The following is a 13,563-nucleotide window of genomic DNA, read 5'->3' as shown; positions in this document are numbered from 1 at the left end:
GATCAAACTCTCCGTTGAAAAATATGACAAACCGGAAAACCGGTGAGTCGACACATCGAGTGATCCTCTGAACATCAGAAACAAATCAAACTGACTTGAATCCAGAAAATATTTCAAAGGAATCCGACACAGAACAACAGACAACCCACCACCCAAACCTCAAAAGAGATCCAGGCAGGAAAAAGGTCACCCAATGCCTGTGTACGGGGTTAATGCAATTTCGGCATTGACTTTCGGCACGCTGTTGAGTTCTCAAAAATCGGACGCACACCGCGCTTCAGACTTTCGTTTGAAGCTCCGGGGCAACTCGCCTAACTTTACTGTTTCGTCCGGGGCCGGTCAAATCGGCCTCTTTCGTCCCAGTCCCCCTGCGCGACTCAGTGACCGAAACCCGCCGAGGCGTGTTTTCGGCTTCCAAGACCTTCAGGGAGTTTGTCGGAGCTGCCGGCCGCTTTCGCGTCCCGCGCCTCGCTCCAACAAGAAGAACATTACTGACATTCGCGGTGCAGATGCAAATCGGGGTCCCGGACCCTGTCCGGGCTCCCTGTGCACCGCCCTCGACGAAGCAGTGGTCGTCCCTCTGGTCACATCACTCACTCGCGTCTCCGCGAGCGACACCTCCATGATGCCGCACCACACAAGCGGTTTGCGCGGGCCATCCACAGGCACCGCCACCACCCCGTCGTACGGGCGCTCCCGGCACATCCGCCGTACCAGGAACTGAACAGGTGGGAGCCGGCCAACCGACTCCCACCTGTCACGTAACGCACCGCCCAGCAGACGCCTCTCGGCGAGTGGCCGCTCGTAGCGGCTTAAGTTGGGGCCCGGGGTCATGAACCGAGCGGCAGTAGGTGTAACCAGGCCACCCCAGCGCCTATTCCCGCGTGCAGGCGAGCTCCGCGCCCTCCTGGCGGAAGACCAGTCCGTCGTCGCGTACCTCGAGCTCGGTGCCAGTGCCGACCGCGAACCGCGTCGCCGACCGCGGCAGGAAGCGCAGCGGCGGCTGACCGTCGAACGTCACCTCCAGGCCGCTCCCCCGCCGCTCGATCGTGAACGCCATCCTGCCGTCCAACCGGTACGAGCCGACGAGGTCAGCGAGCACCTTGTCAGCCGGTAGATCCGGGAGCTCGACGTCCTGCGGGTAGCCCTCCCAGCCGTACGCGGACGCAATAGCAGCGAACGCCCTCGTGACCACCCACGAGCCGTTGTCACCGTTGGTCATGACGACGGCGCCTTGTCCGGTGTCGCGGTACGCAAGCAGATGACAGCGGAACCCCGCATTGCCGCCACTGTGTCCGAAACGCTGCCCAGTGTCGTCAAGGAAGAACCCAAGTCCCAGATGACCCAGCCCACCGATCCGCTGGCTTGCGGCGATCTGGGACGTCAGCATCTGTCGGGCTAGCTCGGGCGACAGGAGTGCGTCGTCGGTCCCGGCGTACGTCCGCTGGACACCGATGGCCAACTTCGCGAGGTCCGTCGGCGTCGTCCAGAGCCCTGCGGCCGCCAGCTCGGGGTAAGCGTGCCACCTGCCGTCGAGAGGGCAGCCGAGTTCATCGTGTGCAGTCGCTGCTCTCGCGTGAAGTTCTGGTGGCAGCGGCTGCGCGTAGTCGCTGTCAGACATGCCGAATGGTTCCAGCACGAGCTCACGGACCAGTTCGCGGAACGGCGTGCCCGTCACGTCCTCGAGTAGCTGCTGCATGACGATCGTGCCGCCGCCGGCGTACCTGAACTGCGTCCCAGGGATCAGGTCGACCCGGACGCCGAAGGTGTTCGTCGGGCGCATGCCGTCGAGGATCTGCACTGTTGTCGGCAGCGCGTCGTCATGGCGATATCCAGGGAACCCATGCACAGTCAGGCCCGCACTGTGGTTGGCCAACTGCCTCAACGTCACGACCGGTTGCCAACCGCCTGTCTGCGGGACCTGCCATGACGTGAGCTTCCGGTTCACGTCCTCGTCGAGATCGAGCAATCCACGGTCCACCAGCCTGAGCATCGCCAGTACGGCGACCGGCTTGCTGATCGAGGCAGCCTGGAACAACGTGTCCGGCGTGACGGCCGCAGGCGCGCCGGCCTCCACCAGGCCGGCCGTCCCGGTCTGGTGGATCTCACCGTCCTCGAACACCGCCCAGCTTGCGCCGGGCACCTTGAATTCCCCGAGATCCGTCTCGATCCCATCGCGCAGAACGTCCACGTTCCCTCCCTCGACTCCGTGGTTCAGAGCCTCTGGGAGGGAACGGTACGGCGGACGCGGTTCGCCGGGAGGAGGGATTACCTCGACGGCTCAGGCGCGTTGCAGTCGATCTTCGGGTTGGCACCGATGTAGTTGAGTGGGCCGGCGACGATGGTGACCAGCGTCGTGCCCACCTTGGCGCACGTCGCGTCGGATCCCGCGAAGTAGTTCCGCTGCGTGGCGGCCGCCAGGCCGATGAGCAGCCAGATGACAAGAACGATCGTGATGGTGCGGGAACGAGTCGTAGAGGCTCTACGAGTGCGCATATCCACCTCCTGGTTGGACGCACCCCCGTGTGGACCGTCCCAGCCGGTGCCCGCCGAAGGCCCGCCGGAAACTCAGATCTCGCGGAACTCGTAGTACGGCTTGATGTGCTCGTTGACGTACGCGCCGATGCTCGGCGCGGCGAGGAGGGCGGCGTACGTCGGTTGCGGCACCTCGTAGTACTGGTACGTGTAGCCGTTGACGTACTCGAGCTCCAGCGTGCCGTCGGACCAACCGACCGACCGCACGCTCGACGAATTCACCAGGCGTCGCCTCATCCGCAGCTCCTCTCGGTACGTCGTGCTGCGCCAGCCAGTCTGCACCGTCCATCAGTGCGCCGGTGATCGCTCCGGATCCTCGGTCTCGAGGCGTGCCAGGGCGCGAGCCAGATCGCCGAGCGCCGCGTTGAGCTGGGTCAGCGCCGAATGGTCGAGCGGTAATCGGCGGTGATCCAGGCCCAGGTTGGCCGCGAATCTGACCCGGGCGTCGGGGGACGCCTGACTGAGAAAGGTGTCGAGAGCATCCTGGAGGTGCGGGCTCGGCACCATCTCCGGTCTCTCACGCCACTTGGTGACCGTGCGTGGCGAGATGCCGAGCTGGTGGGCGAATGCCTCGTTGGTCAACCGCAGCGCCGTACGCAGGGCGTGTGCGTGCCGGCCGGTCCATTCTTCGATGACTGTCATCGCTGTCACTCCTTGCGTGTCGATCACTCCCTGCAATGAGGATATGGCGATCAAGTCACCGTCGGAGGGCAGAATTTCTGCCCTGTGGATACCGGTTGAGTTCCTGGTGAGGCCGACGAACCACCGGTTGACTTCTGCTCATGGACGAGATCAGCGGTAGAACCGCGACGCTGCTGCGGACCCCGCGACGGCGTCATCTGAAAGTCGCGAACAAGTCCGGGCCACGCTGCTTCCAGCTGGTCCGTCACGTCGACGTCTCCGGCATCAGCGGTACGGGCGTCGTCGCGGAGGGAGTCGAGTGGTCCGACGGGACGGTCGCCCTGCATTGGGGCGGACGTTATCCGACGACCACGATCTGGCCGGACGGCGTCGACGCCCTCCTCAGCATCCACGGTCACAGCGGCGCGACCATCATTCGCTGGCTGGACGAATGAGCATGCGCTCCCGATCTCGGTGGGGCGGGCCCACCCTGCAGCCGGCCCGCCTCACCGGCCTACTCCGAATAGAACTGCTCCCGGTACTCGCCTTGGGCGTCCTTGGCCGACTTCGTCGCCGACCCGTTCAGGTCGGTCCTGGCGGCGCCGGCCCTCGTACGGTCCCTGGCTTGCTGGGTGCCGGCTTGCCGCGGGACGGCCCTCTGCTGGGACTCGTCCGTCGGGCTCGCGTCGTCCACGTGAGCAAGGTCGTCGATCGCGGCGCTGAAGGCGAGTTCGGCGCGGGTCGGCGGAGGACGATCGATCGCTTCCGCGCGTTGAACCGGGAGATCGTTCGCGGCGGCGGACAGCTCGGAAAGAGTGTCGAGGAGGCCCACCGCGTTCTCGACCTCGCCGGGGTGATTGACGAGCCACCAGACCGCGGCCGATCCAGGCGTGGCGAAGACGTCCTCCTTCAGGTACGCACGTTTGTCTTGCTCCATCCGGCGTTCGAGCAGAGTCGTCTGCTCCCGGCGGTGCAGCGCGGCGAGGTGCTGGAGGTGCTTCTGATCCGCGTCCGGCAATCGCAGCCGCACCTCGGTGGCCCAACTGCGCACTTGCCCCTTCTCGTCGAGGGCGGGTTCGCCGAGGAGCGCGGCCAGGCGGTGCTGGTTGAGCGACTCCTCAGTGACCTGTTGTCTCGCGGTCAGGGCTCGAGCGCGCTCGAGCAAGGCATCGACCGCGACCGCACCGAGGTCGGCGTGCCGCGAACCGGACAACACGGTCGACCACTGCACGATCGCCGAGAAGCTGAACTGGAAGTCCGGCGAAGCAGACGGCAGCCGTACGTCGGCGACCGTCCGCGTCGGCGGTCCCGAGAAGACCGGCTCCCGATCAGCCAGTACGACGGATGGCGCCGGTGCCGGCTTGGTCACGACGGGACGGGGTTCGTCGGGCTGCTTCCAGACCACAGCCAGCAGGACGAGCAGGACCACAGTGAGCACGACCGCGGCCCATCCCGGCAGGCCGACGATGAGCGAAACGACGTACAAGATCAGAACAATCGCGGCAGCGGTCAGGAGGGTATTCCGGTGCAACTTCATGGTGGCGTTCCTTCACCACGTCGGGCGGACGTCAGCAGGTCGGGGAATGCGTACTGGACGGCTTCCCCCGTCCCTACTCCATCCAGGTCACCGGCAACCCAGACCACGGACGCGCCACACGACGTGCCCACCAAAAGTGTCACATGGCTAACCCAAAGTAGTCGCCCCACGCGTGTCGGGCCTGCCCCACGGGCTACGGCGGAGTTGCCGCGACCAAGACAGCGGTTGGCACCCGGCCGACAACCCTCCACACGGCCGGGCGCCAACCGCATGATCCCCGACCTCGCCCGGTCCGCGCTCCAGGATCCGATCCACGCGGCCGGGTCGGAGCGGGGGTTAGCCGGTAAGGGAGCGGAGGGCTCGGCGGGAGGGGGTCAGGAGGACGGGTTTGTAGGGGCAGCGGGCGTCGGTCAGGGTTTCGTAGGCGCGGATGGCTCGGTTGGCGGCGTCCCAGCCCTGCTCGGCCGGGGTGCGGCCGAGTCCGCGGTTGCGGACCAGAGCGCCGTAGAAGGCGGAGCAGAAGACGGTGGCCTCGTACCAGCCGATGACGGTGCTGGTGCCGATATACGTGATGTCGTCCTGGAGGCAATCGCGGATGGCGCGCTGCCACTTGCCGATGCCGGTCTTGCAGCCGTCGGCGATGACCACGCCGCTGGCGATCCCCCACTGGCGGTCCAGGAACCACTCCGCCAGCGACCGCAGCGAGACCTGGGTCTGGCCGTCGGTGGACAGGAAGGAGGGCTCCTCGCTGTGGTCACCGTGTGCCATCACGTGCAGCACCGTCGAGGGGGTGGTGAGCGCGGAGAAGGCGGTCTCGTGGTCGCGAGTGCGGACGAAGTTCACGTCGATCACCGGCTGGTCCCAGCCGGCGTTGATGTTCCCGGTGATCCCCTGGACGAAGGACATCGACGCGTCGAACGAGCTGTCCAGACCGAGGTCCACCAGAGTGATCAGCCGATTCTTCATACGCCTATCCCTCCAACGTGTTTCGATCCCCCGCCAGGAACCATGATGAACCACGGATCCGACAGTTCGCGCCCGGTTTGCCGGTGCTGAGACTGGCCGCCTGGACCTTACGACGTACGACGGGATCGGGCCGCCCGGGCGGTGGGCGCGGATCGTGATCGACGTACGGTGGCCGGGCAGCGTTCGCCGAAGGAGGAGATGGATGAGCCAGGTTCCGACAGTCACGTTGAGTCACGGAGCGGTGATGCCACGGCTGGGGTTGGGGACGTCGCCGATGAACGACGCAGATGCGGAACGGGCGGTGAGTGTGGCGCTCGAGCTCGGGTATCGGCTGGTCGACACTGCAGAGAACTACCGGAACGAGGTCGGGGTAGGGCGGGCGCTGCGGGGCGTGCCTCGAGACGAGGTGTTCTTGACGTCAAAGTTCAACAAGCGGTGGCACAGCGCCGAGGGTCCGCGGGTCGCGTTCGAGGCGAGCGCAGAAAAGCTCGGCGTGGAGTACCTCGACCTGCTGCTGATCCACTGGCCGAATCCGCAGCAGGACCGGTACGTCGACGCATGGCGTGGGCTGATCGCGCTGCGGGAGGCGGGGCTGGTGCGGGCGATCGGTACGTCGAACTTCAAGCCCGCGCATCTGCAGCGCTTGATCGACGAGACGGGTCAGGCGCCGGAGGTGAACCAGGTCCAGCTCAGTCCGGTGTGGGCGAAGGCGGCCGAGCGGGAGTTCCATGCCGCGCACGGCATCGTCACCGAGGCGTGGAGCCCGCTCGGGAAGGGGACCGAGCTCCTGAGTCATCCGACGGTGCAGAACATCGCGAAGGCACACGGGAGGTCGCCGGGTCAGGTGGTCCTACGGTGGGAGACACAGCAGGGCGTCGTACCGATCCCGAAGTCGAGCGACCGCGGACGCCTCGAGGACAACCTGGCGGTCTTCGACTTCGACCTGACCGACGCCGAGTTGGCCGCCCTGTCAGCCCTGGACGACACCGCCAAACCCGCCGCCGACTCAGACCGAGCCGGCCACTGACCCCGGCGGGCTAACTGGGCTCGCGAACCGCCAGGCCGTGCACGGCCGAGTGCCGCGAAATGCACGACGGGAAGCGGAATGCCGTGGTTGGGGTCGGGGTTGGAGGTTGATGTTGTGACGACGTCGAGTTCAGCGGAGACGTGATGTTGATTGGGCAGCTGGCCAAACGCACCGGCACTAATGAGCGGCTGCTGCGGTACTACGAACGTGTGGGGCTGCTTGCGTCGAGGCGGCAGGCCAACGGGTATCGCGAGTACGACGAAGCGGCTGAGCTGACGGTCAGGCAGATTCGCGCGTTGCTGGCCGCAGGTTTGTCGACCAGCATCATCAAGCTGGTGCTGCCGTGTGCCCATACCGATGGCTCGCTGAGTCCGTGCCCAGGTGTGCTGGACAAGCTGCGCCTGCAACTCAGCCGGCTGGACGAGCGCGCAGCCGAGCTGGCGCGCGCTCGCCAGACACTGGAACAGGCCATCACGGTTGCCGAAAGCAACAAGAGCTGAACCGACCGGCTCAGGTTGTAGGAGCCGGTGCGACCGAGTCGGATCCGAGGCCGTTGCTTCTCCGTCGTACCAGCTCTCAAGGGCAAGAAGGTCGACAGCGGCCGGATCAGCAGCAGTTCGAGCGTCGTCGCGGTCAGCTACGCAAGCAGCTGACCGCGACGCGCTGGGGTCAGTGGCTAGTGACTTCTGGTGCGGAGTCCCCAGCCGAAGGGGTACAGGGGGTGATAGTTCGGGTCGCCGATGTTGATCGGCTCCTGGTCGGCACTGCGTGGCCAGCTGTGGGAGAGCTTGCCCGTGAAGGGGCGCTTCCCGAACAGCACGTCGGCTACGCCTTCGCCTTGTGAGCCAGGCAGCCAGGACGCGACCAGGGCGTCGATCGTGGCGAGCTGCGCAGGCGGGATGACCTGTGGGCGGCCGGAGACGACCAGCACGACGCACTTGGCAATCGCCCCACACACCTTGTCGATGACCGCTCGGTCTACCGGTTGCAGATCCAGGCTCTTCGGTTCTCGCGGCACTCCGGCGTCTTCGGGATCGTACGCCCACTGCGGACCACCGACGTCGCCGAAGCCCTCCGCGTAAGGCGTCTCGCCGACGACCACCACAGCCACGTCGCTGCCCGCCGTCGGTGCCGAACCGTCCTTGCTGTAGGTCACCTGTGCCTGCGGAGCAACCTGCCGGATGCCGTCGAGAATCGTGTTGCCAGGAATCCGGTGCTGTCCCGACGCGCCCTGCCAGCTGAGCGTCCAGCCGCCTGCCTGGTTCCCCATGTCGTCGGCGTTGCGGCCGGCGACGTACACCTTGGCGTTCTTCTTCAACGGCAGCAGACCACCAGAGTTCTTCAGCAGCACCTGCGACTTGGCGACGGCCTCGCGTGCGAGCGCACGGTGCTGTGCCGAGCCGACGTCGGCGAGATGTGTGCGGTCCGTGTAGGGCTTCTCGAACAGCCCGAGCTCGAACTTCTTGGTCAGGATCCGCCGTACGGCGTCGTCGATCCGGGCCTGGGACACTCGGTCGGCGCGCACCTCGTCGAGCAGCGTGGTCTCGAAGGACTGGTACGCGTTCGGCTCCATGAACATGTCGATGCCGGCGTTGACCCCGGTCCGGACCTGTTCTGCCCAGTCACCCGGGAGCTGATGGATTCCCTCCCAGTCGGAGATGACGAAACCGTCGTACCCGAGCTTGCCCTTCAGCAGGTCGGTGATGAGCTCACGGTTCGCGTGCATCTTGATCGGGTTACCGACGCCGTCCTCGGTCCAGTCGATGCTGGAGAACGACGGCATCACCGTGCCGACGTCGTACTTGCCGACGGCGGGAAGGTACGGCGCGAGGTCGAACCGGGCGAAGTCCTGGCGGTTGGTCACCGTGATGCCCTGGTCGATCGTGTAGTCACCGGCGGCTGATCCGAACTCGGTGTCACCATCACCCGCGAAATGCTTGGCGCTGGCGAGTACCCGATCCGTCGCGGCGAGGTTCTTGCCCTGGAATCCTTCGATCGCGGCCGCGAAGCGGCTCACCAGAGCGGGGCTCTCCGAGAAACTCTCGTACGTGCGACCCCACCGGGTGTCGCGAGCGACGCAGACGCACGGGGCGAACGCCCACTGCGGCCCGGTGGCACGGGTCTCCTCGGCCACGACGTGTTCGATCCGCTGGACCAATCCGGGGTCCCAGGTCGATCCGAGTCCGATGTTGTGCGGGAAAACCGTTGCCCCGAGCAAGTTCCCGTGGCCGTGCACCGAGTCGACGCCGTACAGGATCGGGATCTGCAGGCGGGTCTGCAGAGCGGCGGCCTGGAACCGGTCGACCATGTCTGCCCAGGCCTCTGGCGTGTTGGGGGTCGGCACCGAGCCGCCTCCGGACAGCACCGAGCCGAGCCGCCAGGTGGTGACGAGCGAGGCGTCGTTCGTCACAGCACCTCGCTCGGCCTGGGTCATCTGGCCGACCTTGTCCTCCAGCGTCATCCGGCGCAGGAGGTCTTCGACCCGCGCCTTGATGGGAAGTCTGGTGTTCAGGTAGGCCTGCCCGCTGTTGCGAATCAGTGGGCGGGCCGTTGCATCGAACGACCCACGGTCGGGAGCAGCTCCCGACGACGGGACCGAAACCAGTGCGAGCACCAGGCCGACGGTGACGAACGCGGCCCAGGTGCGATGCGGTTTACTCAAACGCATGACGTTCTCCTTGGGCGAGAAAGGAGTGGAGCGCTCACTTCGTCACCCTCCGGCGATCATCCCGTGACGTCAAGGATTCGCCGTACCTCATGCGCTGAACGGCAGACGGCAGACGCGCTGCGGCCGTGGGCACGTACGTCGACAGCGTCGACTCCGACAGCGTGGACACCGCCCTGCGCGGCTTCCTGATGTCGCGAAGCGGGCAGGTGACGCGGGGTCGACGTACCTGGCGCGAGGTGCAAGGCGAGCGCCGCCGGCATGTACGGCGAACGAGAGCCGCGAGGTGCACAGCGGGTGACGGAATGTGGTGGTCGGGAACAGGGTTGGACGTTGACCTTGTGATGAGGTCAAGTTCAGCGGAGATGCGATGTTGATTGGGCAGTGGGCCAAACGCACTGGCGTCAGTGAGCGGTTGCTCCGGCACTACGAACGTGTGGGTCTGCTTGGGCCCGGTCGGCAGGCCATCACGGTCGCCGAAGCGGGAAAACGCTGACGCCAGCGCGGGGCCAGTCAGATCCGCGCTGGCCTCCGCCAGGATCAGCACCGGTCAGGCAGAGTTGCGCTGACCTCGCCGGGTCTGCACGGCCAGTCAGATCCTGGCGGGCCTGCGCCGGGTCGGCGCGGGTCAGTCACGTCCGCACGCTGATCTCCGGCGAGGTGGCTGGGTCAGGTTGTGAAGGAGGTGGTGACGACTGAGTCGGATTCGGCGCCGTTGGATTGGGACCAGAGGCGGATGCGGACCAGGGTGCCGTCGGGCACGGAGAAGTTGCAGAACGACCAGCCGTCGTAGTCCGAGACCGTGGTGTCGTCGAAGCATTCGTGAGCGTCGTACCAGAAGCCGACCTGGCTTTGATACAGCTGGATGGCCGCCCGAGCGCTATGGCCGTCGGCCTGCTCGTCGTGGACGCCCAGCCACTCGCCGTCGGTGCAGTAGACGGCTGAGCTGAGGCGCGAGTTGAGCAGTTCCTTGGACGGGTGGGCGTAGCAGTTGGCGGCCGAGTTCGCGTACGCCGGCGCCGCGGTCAGGAGGCCCGCGGTCAGCAGACCAATGGCTGACGCGGCGAGCGCACGTCGAGGCAGTGATGACAGAAACGGCATGGGGCGGCTCCCGGAACGGTAGACAGTCGCCGGCGATCATAAGCGGCGAACTGGGAGCGCTTCCAGCGTTTTAGCTGGGCAGCCCGGGACGCACCTCGGCCCCCGGGGAATGTGGGAAGTTCCCGGGGGCCGTGGTGCTTTCAGCTGGTGGTCAGCTGCAGCCGGAGGTGCTGCCGCAGCCTTCGCAGACGTAGCAGGAACCGCTGGGGCGCATCTTCGTGCCGCAGGTGAAGCAGAGCGGTGCGTCGACCGAGGTGCCGGTGATCAGTTCGAGCATCTCGGCGGTGGTGTGGGCCTCGCCCTTGACCGGCTTCGCGGCGGCCGCCTCGACCGGCTTGTCGGGGACGTCCGAAGCGACCGGCTCGACCGACTTCAGGGACTCGGCCTCGGACACCTCGACCGGGGCCGGCTCGTAGGAGCCGGTGTCGAGCTGCCGGGACCGCTCGTCCGCCGAGTAGATACCCAGGGCAGCCCGCTCGTCGAACGGCAGGTAGTCCAGGGCCAGGCGGCGGAAGATGTAGTCCATGATCGATTGCGCCATCCGGACGTCCGGGTCATCGGTCAGACCGGCCGGCTCGAACTTCAGGTTGGTGAACTTCTGGACGTAGGTCTCCAGCGGTACGCCGTGCTGCAGAGCGATCGAGATCGCGATCGAGAAGGCGTCCATCACCCCGGCCAGGGTCGAGCCCTGCTTGCCCATCTTCAGGAAGACCTCGCCGAGACCGTCGTCCGGGTAGGAGCCGGCGGTCATGTAGCCCTCAGCGCCACCGACCGAGAACGACGTGGTCCGCGACGGCCGCGACTTCGGCAGGCGCTTGCGGGTCGGTCGGTACTCGATCACCTTCTCGACGATCTTCTCCGCGACGGCGGCCTCAGCGGCGACGGCCTTCTTCGCCTTCGCGTCCGCCAGCGGCTGGCCGACCTTGCAGTTGTCGCGGTAGACCGCGAGCGCCTTCAGGCCGAGCTTCCAGCCCTGGAAGTAGACGTCGGCGATCTCCTCGACCGTCGCGGTCTCCGGCAGGTTCACCGTCTTCGAGATCGCGCCGGACAGGAACGGCTGCGCCGCCGCCATCATCCGCACGTGGCCCATCGGCTTGATGGCCCGCTCGCCCATCGCGGTGTCGAAGATCTCGTAGTGCTCCGGCTTCAGGCCGGGCGCGTCGACGACGTGACCGTTCTCGGCGATGTACTCGACGATCGCCTCGATCGTCTCCTCCGTGTAGCTGTACTGACGCAGCGCCCGCGGGACCGTCTGGTTGACGATCTGCATCGAGCCGCCGCCGACCAGCTTCTTGAACTTGACCAGCGAGAAGTCCGGCTCGATACCGGTGGTGTCGCAGTCCATCATGAAGCCGATGGTGCCGGTCGGCGCGAGCACCGAGGCCTGTGCGTTCCGCCAGCCGTTCTTGCCGCCGGTCTTCAGTACGCCGTCCCACGCCGCGGTGGCGTGCTTGTGCACGTCCTTGTCGATCTGGTGCACGGTCCGGATCGCGTCGTTGGCCGCCGCATGCTTGCGCATCACCCGGGTGTGGGCGTCCTTGTTCCGCTCGAAGCCGTCGTACGGTCCGACGACGCCGGCCAGCTCGGCCGACCGCCGGTACGACGTGCCCGTCATCAGCGACGTGATAGCGCCCGCCAGTGCGCGACCACCGTCGGAGTCGTAGGCGTGACCCGTTGCCATCAGCAACGCACCGAGGTTCGCGTAGCCGATGCCGAGCTGCCGGTACGCGCGGGTGGTGTCGCCGATCGCCTCGGTCGGGAAGTCGGCGAAGCAGATCGAGATGTCCATCGCGGTGATGATCAGCTCGACGGCCTTGACGAACTTCTCCGAGTCGAACAGGTCGTCGTCGCGGAGGAACTTCATCAGGTTCAGCGACGCCAGGTTGCAGGACGAGTTGTCCAGGTGCATGTACTCCGAGCACGGGTTGGATGCGGTGATCCGGCCCGTCTCCGGCGTGGTGTGCCAGTCGTTGATGGTGTCGTCGTACTGCAGGCCGGGGTCGGCGCAGGCCCACGCGGCGTGCGAGATCTTGTCGAACAGCTCACGCGCGTCGACGGTCTCGATCACCGAGTTGTCCAGCCGCGCCCGCAGCCCGAACTCGCCCTTCTCCTCGACCGCCCGCATGAACTCGTCGGTGACCCGGACCGAGTTGTTGGCGTTCTGGTACTGCACCGAGGTGATGTCGCGGCCGCCGAGGTCCATGTCGAAGCCCGCGTCGCGCAGCACGCGGATCTTCTCCTCCTCGCGCATCTTGGTCTCGACGAATTCCTCGATGTCGGGGTGGTCGACGTCGAGCACGACCATCTTCGCCGCGCGCCGGGTAGCGCCGCCGGACTTGATCGTCCCGGCGGAGGCGTCCGCGCCGCGCATGAAGGAGACCGGGCCGGAGGCGGTGCCGCCGGAGGACTGCAGCAGCTCCTTGGAGGAACGGATCCGGGACAGGTTCAGACCGGCGCCGGAGCCGCCCTTGAAGATCAGGCCCTCCTCCTTGTACCAGTTCAGGATCGAGTCCATCGAGTCGTCGACGGCGAGGATGAAGCAGGCCGACACCTGCTGCGGCGACGCGGTCCCGACGTTGAACCAGACCGGCGAGTTGAAGCTGAAGTACTGGTGCAGCAGCATCCAGGCGAGCTCGTGCTCGAACACCTCGCCGTCGGCCGGGGTGGCGAAGTAGCCGTACTCCTCACCGGCCTTGCGGTAGGTCTTCACGACCCGGTCGAGCAACTGCTTCAGGCTCCACTCGCGGTTGTCGTGACCGACCGCGCCGCGGAAGTACTTCGTGGTGACGATGGTGGACGCGTTCACGCTCCAGTAGTCGGGGAACTCGACCCCGCGCTGCTCGAAGACGGTCTCACCGGTCTTCCAGTTCTGCTGTACGACGTCGCGACGCTCCCAGGTCACCTCGTCGTACGGGTGCACACCCTCGGTGGTGAAGATGCGCTCGATGGTGAGTCCCGCGGGCACGTTCTTGCCCCTGCGGAACCCGGCCGCCGACCTCTTGGTCGACCCCGAGTGGCCGGTCACCGTCTCTGTCATGGTTGCTCCTCGCCCTGTGTCTGTACCGCCGCGGTCTGTCGGGACCGCCCCGTTGAGTAACGCCAGGTGTTGCT

Annotated in this window: 13 protein-coding genes; 4 read left to right on the top strand and 9 right to left on the bottom strand. The window is 66.3% G+C overall.

Translation table 11 applies throughout. The features are described 5' to 3' along the window. Positions 1–874: 874 nt before the first annotated feature. The 4 genes from ACXC9Q_RS35590 to ACXC9Q_RS35575 all read right to left on the bottom strand — a co-directional run bounded on the left by ACXC9Q_RS35590 (position 875) and on the right by ACXC9Q_RS35575 (position 3,177). The gene (locus ACXC9Q_RS35590) at positions 875–2,191 is read right to left on the bottom strand and encodes a serine hydrolase domain-containing protein (protein ID WP_457061032.1); all 1,317 of its coding nucleotides are present in this window, start codon (positions 2,189–2,191) and stop codon (positions 875–877) included. A 77-nt stretch (positions 2,192–2,268) separates the two neighbouring features. Then, entirely contained in the window at positions 2,269–2,496 is a 228-nt protein-coding gene (locus ACXC9Q_RS35585) for a hypothetical protein (protein ID WP_328519554.1), read from the bottom strand. 72 nt (positions 2,497–2,568) lie between these two features. After that, a complete protein-coding gene (locus ACXC9Q_RS35580; RefSeq protein ID WP_457061031.1) occupies positions 2,569–2,772 on the bottom strand; it encodes a KTSC domain-containing protein in 204 nt (67 codons plus the stop codon). A 51-nt stretch (positions 2,773–2,823) separates the two neighbouring features. After that, positions 2,824–3,177 (bottom strand): helix-turn-helix domain-containing protein, encoded by a 354-nt coding sequence (locus ACXC9Q_RS35575; protein ID WP_457061030.1) that lies wholly within the window; start codon positions 3,175–3,177, stop codon positions 2,824–2,826. 140 nt (positions 3,178–3,317) lie between these two features. On the opposite strand from ACXC9Q_RS35575, the gene ACXC9Q_RS35570 reads away from it, so the two are divergent. Further along, on the top strand, positions 3,318–3,611 hold the full coding sequence (locus ACXC9Q_RS35570; RefSeq protein ID WP_457061029.1) for a hypothetical protein: 294 nt from the start codon (positions 3,318–3,320) through the stop codon (positions 3,609–3,611). A gap of 59 nt (positions 3,612–3,670) precedes the next feature. On the opposite strand, the gene ACXC9Q_RS35565 is transcribed toward ACXC9Q_RS35570, so the two are convergent. Beyond that, positions 3,671–4,693: a hypothetical protein gene (locus tag ACXC9Q_RS35565; protein ID WP_457061028.1), complete on the bottom strand. Its 1,023-nt coding sequence runs from the start codon at positions 4,691–4,693 to the stop codon at positions 3,671–3,673. Positions 4,694–5,029: 336 nt separating this feature from the next. Further along, on the bottom strand, positions 5,030–5,659 hold the full coding sequence (locus ACXC9Q_RS35560; protein WP_328519549.1) for a hypothetical protein: 630 nt from the start codon (positions 5,657–5,659) through the stop codon (positions 5,030–5,032). A 202-nt stretch (positions 5,660–5,861) separates the two neighbouring features. Between ACXC9Q_RS35560 and ACXC9Q_RS35555 the strand changes: the two genes are divergently transcribed. Then, positions 5,862–6,686: an aldo/keto reductase gene (locus tag ACXC9Q_RS35555; protein WP_457061027.1), complete on the top strand. Its 825-nt coding sequence runs from the start codon at positions 5,862–5,864 to the stop codon at positions 6,684–6,686. A 143-nt stretch (positions 6,687–6,829) separates the two neighbouring features. Continuing rightward, positions 6,830–7,186: a MerR family transcriptional regulator gene (locus tag ACXC9Q_RS35550; protein ID WP_457061026.1), complete on the top strand. Its 357-nt coding sequence runs from the start codon at positions 6,830–6,832 to the stop codon at positions 7,184–7,186. Positions 7,187–7,362: 176 nt separating this feature from the next. On the opposite strand, the gene ACXC9Q_RS35545 is transcribed toward ACXC9Q_RS35550, so the two are convergent. After that, the gene (locus ACXC9Q_RS35545; RefSeq protein WP_457061025.1) at positions 7,363–9,354 is read right to left on the bottom strand and encodes a glycoside hydrolase family 3 protein; all 1,992 of its coding nucleotides are present in this window, start codon (positions 9,352–9,354) and stop codon (positions 7,363–7,365) included. Positions 9,355–9,721: 367 nt separating this feature from the next. On the opposite strand from ACXC9Q_RS35545, the gene ACXC9Q_RS35540 reads away from it, so the two are divergent. Then, positions 9,722–9,847, top strand: a complete 126-nt coding sequence (locus ACXC9Q_RS35540) for a MerR family DNA-binding transcriptional regulator (RefSeq protein WP_457061024.1) — start codon at positions 9,722–9,724, stop codon at positions 9,845–9,847. 173 nt (positions 9,848–10,020) lie between these two features. Here ACXC9Q_RS35540 and ACXC9Q_RS35535 read toward each other — a convergent pair whose 3' ends face one another. Beyond that, complete coding sequence (locus tag ACXC9Q_RS35535) at positions 10,021–10,452, bottom strand: hypothetical protein (protein WP_457061023.1); 432 nt, start codon at positions 10,450–10,452, stop codon at positions 10,021–10,023. A gap of 151 nt (positions 10,453–10,603) precedes the next feature. After that, on the bottom strand, positions 10,604–13,489 hold the full coding sequence (locus ACXC9Q_RS35530; RefSeq protein ID WP_457061022.1) for a vitamin B12-dependent ribonucleotide reductase: 2,886 nt from the start codon (positions 13,487–13,489) through the stop codon (positions 10,604–10,606). Between the last annotated feature and the right edge of the window lie 74 nt (positions 13,490–13,563).

It is taken from the genome of Kribbella sp. CWNU-51, from assembly GCF_054073265.1.
Note: the sequence above shows the minus strand (reverse complement) of the source record. Positions and strands in the feature narration are given on the sequence as shown.

Excerpts from the sequence above, each read along its gene's own strand:
- ACXC9Q_RS35585 (WP_328519554.1), bottom strand. The coding sequence starts at position 2,496 with ATGCGCACTCGTAGAGCCTCTACGACTCGTTCCCGCACCATCACGATC.
- ACXC9Q_RS35580 (WP_457061031.1), bottom strand. The coding sequence starts at position 2,772 with ATGAGGCGACGCCTGGTGAATTCGTCGAGCGTGCGGTCGGTCGGTTGG.
- ACXC9Q_RS35575 (WP_457061030.1), bottom strand. The coding sequence starts at position 3,177 with ATGACAGTCATCGAAGAATGGACCGGCCGGCACGCACACGCCCTGCGT.
- ACXC9Q_RS35570 (WP_457061029.1), top strand. The coding sequence starts at position 3,318 with ATGGACGAGATCAGCGGTAGAACCGCGACGCTGCTGCGGACCCCGCGA.
- ACXC9Q_RS35565 (WP_457061028.1), bottom strand. The coding sequence starts at position 4,693 with ATGAAGTTGCACCGGAATACCCTCCTGACCGCTGCCGCGATTGTTCTG.
- ACXC9Q_RS35560 (WP_328519549.1), bottom strand. The coding sequence starts at position 5,659 with ATGAAGAATCGGCTGATCACTCTGGTGGACCTCGGTCTGGACAGCTCG.
- ACXC9Q_RS35555 (WP_457061027.1), top strand. The coding sequence starts at position 5,862 with ATGAGCCAGGTTCCGACAGTCACGTTGAGTCACGGAGCGGTGATGCCA.
- ACXC9Q_RS35550 (WP_457061026.1), top strand. The coding sequence starts at position 6,830 with ATGTTGATTGGGCAGCTGGCCAAACGCACCGGCACTAATGAGCGGCTG.
- ACXC9Q_RS35545 (WP_457061025.1), bottom strand. The coding sequence starts at position 9,354 with ATGCGTTTGAGTAAACCGCATCGCACCTGGGCCGCGTTCGTCACCGTC.
- ACXC9Q_RS35540 (WP_457061024.1), top strand. The coding sequence starts at position 9,722 with ATGTTGATTGGGCAGTGGGCCAAACGCACTGGCGTCAGTGAGCGGTTG.
- ACXC9Q_RS35535 (WP_457061023.1), bottom strand. The coding sequence starts at position 10,452 with ATGCCGTTTCTGTCATCACTGCCTCGACGTGCGCTCGCCGCGTCAGCC.
- ACXC9Q_RS35530 (WP_457061022.1), bottom strand. The coding sequence starts at position 13,489 with ATGACAGAGACGGTGACCGGCCACTCGGGGTCGACCAAGAGGTCGGCG.